A 3,414-nucleotide genomic window follows, 5' to 3' on the forward strand; every position below is an offset into this window, starting at 1 on the left:
TCTACATCTAATAAAGAGAAAGATTTAATAGCTAACCATAATGAATCTGTCACTAACACAAAATATTATGGAGACGGTTTTATGAATAATTTTGGTGGAGTCAAGCACGGACCAAATGCTTATAATTGTCAATATATTTATCCTGCTGTTTTAGCTGTAGTTAAGAACGATGTACAAGTAAATAAATTAGAGAATGGTGAAGGTAAAGGGTTTGAACTAAAAGATTTTAAAGTTCTTGATGAACCAACATAAATAATTTATTTACTTCTTAATTGCATATCTATAAATTAATAAATTAAGAAGACATTTAGAGTAAGGACGATGCATACAACGTCCCTATATTATGCTTAATACTAAGGTTAGTAGAAAGCGATCGCCCTCTATTCTATAGCTCTACGCGCAAGTCAGTCGGGCAATTTATTTCTTTTTGTAAAAAAGAGTCATAAAATCATACCGATTAACGTCTAGTATTTAGAAAGCAAAAAAAACAGTGGCAACCTAAAGTCCACCAAAAACACCATTATAATCTATGGGTGTATGAGTAGTTTTTTTGCTTTCTCTACAGAGATTTACCAAAATCGTTATCTATCTTTCAGTTTGCTTGCTTCTCTGTGAGATCTGAACTTTCCTATTTGCTCGAAGTTGCTGGGGCGACACGCCACAAATAAATAGAAACGGGGAATTTCAAATTGTAACAGTTATAGAAAAAAACCAATCGTTTATAAGGAACAGAAAACATGGTAATCAGTAAAGACAGAGCAAAATCCAAGTTTCCTCAATGGGCTGCCATCGATCCCAGCAGGGGTTCCATTTCAGAGTATATCAAGAAGTGCCGAAAGAAAGTTATTGTTCCGGCAGAAAATAAAAATTGTGGTCAAGGAAAAACGGCAGTCATTATTGGAGCTGGAGTTGCGGGTCTCACATCCGCTTACGAACTGCTAAATAATGAAGATATTAATTTAAGTCGTTGTGTCATTCTGGAAGCTAATGATCGCATTGGTGGGCGCTCCTTCACCGTTCGTCCCGGAAATGTTATTAAAGAGGATAAGTATGGCTTTCAGAAGTGCAAATTTGAGAGTGAACCCGGAGAACCCTATCCTCCCTACCTCAATGCCGGGCCTGGGCGAATTCCTTCCTCCCATAAGCTGCTTTTGGGCTACATGAAAAAGTTCGGGGTGCCAATGGAAGTCTATGTGATGGCGAGCGATTCCAACCTGACATACGTACAAAACCATTTTGGAAACCAATCAGTGCCCTACCGTCAGCCAGCTTATAATATGCAAGGCTGGGTGGCTCAAGAACTTTACCAACTTTTAAACCCTGATAATTTTTCCGATATGTCTCCTGGGGATATCGAAAAATTCAAGCAGTTTCTACAAGTGTTTGGAAATCTAAACGAAGAGGGTATGTATGAGGGTAGCGATCGCGCAGGTTACAATGTTTTACCAGGGGTTCAGCCAGGCGAAATTACAATTCCTCAATCTCTCCAAGAACTTTTGCGATCGCAGTTTTGGGACAAAACACGTTTCTATCAACCCATAGACTTTCTATGGCAGCCTACATTATTTCAACCTGTAGGAGGAATGGATAAAATTGTCTATGCCTTCAAGGAACAATTAGAACCTGACGCAAGGAGTGAGTTACAACTGAATGCTGTAGTCGAGCAGATTGAGTATAACAATGGAAAGTATTCCATCTCTTATAAACAAGAAGAAAGAACCTACACAATAGAAGCAGATTACTGCGTGAGCAATGTCCCCATGCCTCTACTTGAAGGGGTATTGCAGCAAAATCATTTTTCGCCGAGCTTTCAAGCCGCGTTAGATGCAGTTTACACAGCCCAAAAGGTAGGAGTAGAAGAGCAGGGTGGATACCGTCGCAGGTTTCTGGCAGACACAACGAAAGTTGGTTGGCAGGCAGAACGTCGTCTATGGCAAGAAGCAGAAGGTGCTGGTGATGTTCCTATTTATGGGGGTATCTCCTGGAGCAGCGATGAAATAGCTCAAATCTGGTATCCTTCCGAGGAATACCACGCAGAGTTAGGCGTGCTTACTGGAGCTTACAATTTTAGTGCTGTTGCCCAAAAATGGGGCGATCTGGAACCTGAGAAGCGCCTTGAATTAGCTAGGGAGGGAGCGCGAAACCTTGGAGGTAATGACTTCGCTGATGGGTTGAAGCATGGTTTGGCTATTGCCTGGCAAAATATACCTCACCAAAAAGGTGGATGGGCACAATGGAGTACCGTTGAGAATAAAGAAACTCACTTTAACACCTTGGTTAAGGGCGACCAAAATTTTTATATTGTTGGCGACCAGCTTTCTCACCTAACAGGTTGGCAAGAGGGTGCAGTTGCTTCAGCTCTAAATGCAGTCTGTCAGCTCTGCGATCCAATGTATAGCGTTCCTGATATTGACGTGCTTCCAGATACACGTTTGACTGTGGAAGGTGCATTTTGGGCTACTTTGCCTGCTTATGTCCGATAACTTTAGCCTAAGGGTTAACTTAACGGACGACAGTCAAAAATCAAATTGTTTTACATCAACACCTTTGAAAAACCTAGCCAATCGGCCGACATTTCTAAGGTTGTCTCTCAAAGGTTGCAGATTAAGTCTTAACTGACTACGTTGGCAGGTCACGACCACAATATGTGAACTCCAGCATATATGCTAGTCGCTCTAAATTAAGGACAGCGTTAAAGTGCGCCAATCGGAAGTAGGTTTTGTACCGATAGTGTTTAGAGCATGAAAAGCCTGGTCAACATAATCGAGGAACACTTTACTGAAAAGGACTAGACACCACAATGTCTAATACTAATTACGTTTTCGCGACTAGATACAAACAAAAAACCATTACAACCTTGCAAACCTTCTGTTGCTCGTAGGTTGTTAAATTCTGGTAAAGCTGCTGTCTGGCGACGCTTTCCATTTACTTTGACTCTCAAAAAAGCTGTTAAAGGTGTTTCTACAGCTTTAACTCTAAAAATTGACCCAGGCTCAAAATTTACAGGGATGGCTTTATTAGAAGGAAACAAAGTTATATGGATGCTCTTAATTCAACATCGAGGTTCATTAATTTCCGAAAAACTACAAAAGCGTTCTCACAGACGGAGAGCTAGAAGGACAAAAAACCTCAGATACCGTAAACCAGGTAACCCGAACAAAAAGAAGCCCACTGGTTGGTTAGCACCTTCTCTTATAGAACCCCTAAACGGATCTATTTAAAAATAGAGGAGGAGATGGGGAGATGGGGAGATGGGGAGATGGGGAGATGGGGAGATGGGGAGATGGGGAGATGGGGGGATGGGGGGATGGATGGGAGCATCAGCTTTGTCGTCTACCTTTGTGAAACCCCCTATAGAACCCATTTGAGATCTATATAATTGTGGTAGTTAAGTCTTTTCGCGCATCAATGAGT

2 protein-coding genes and 1 pseudogene are annotated in these 3,414 nt (G+C 41.4%); all 3 read left to right on the forward strand.

The annotated features are described in order from the left end of the window. Nucleotides 1-252: pseudogene (locus tag F6K54_RS42075) on the forward strand (hypothetical protein); the annotation flags it as partial. Nucleotides 253-737: 485 nt separating this feature from the next. Beyond that, the gene (locus F6K54_RS42080; RefSeq protein ID WP_293090435.1) at nt 738-2,483 is read left to right on the forward strand and encodes an FAD-dependent oxidoreductase; all 1,746 of its coding nucleotides are present in this window, start codon (nt 738-740) and stop codon (nt 2,481-2,483) included. 399 nt (nt 2,484-2,882) lie between these two features. Then, complete coding sequence (locus tag F6K54_RS42085) at nt 2,883-3,221, forward strand: RRXRR domain-containing protein (protein ID WP_293090436.1); 339 nt, start codon at nt 2,883-2,885, stop codon at nt 3,219-3,221. Nucleotides 3,222-3,414: the final 193 nt, after the last annotated feature.

The organism is Okeania sp. SIO3B5 (genome assembly GCF_010692555.1).
GTDB lineage: Bacteria > Cyanobacteriota > Cyanobacteriia > Cyanobacteriales > Microcoleaceae > Okeania.

Excerpts from the sequence above, each read along its gene's own strand:
- F6K54_RS42080 (WP_293090435.1), top strand. The coding sequence starts at position 738 with ATGGTAATCAGTAAAGACAGAGCAAAATCCAAGTTTCCTCAATGGGCT.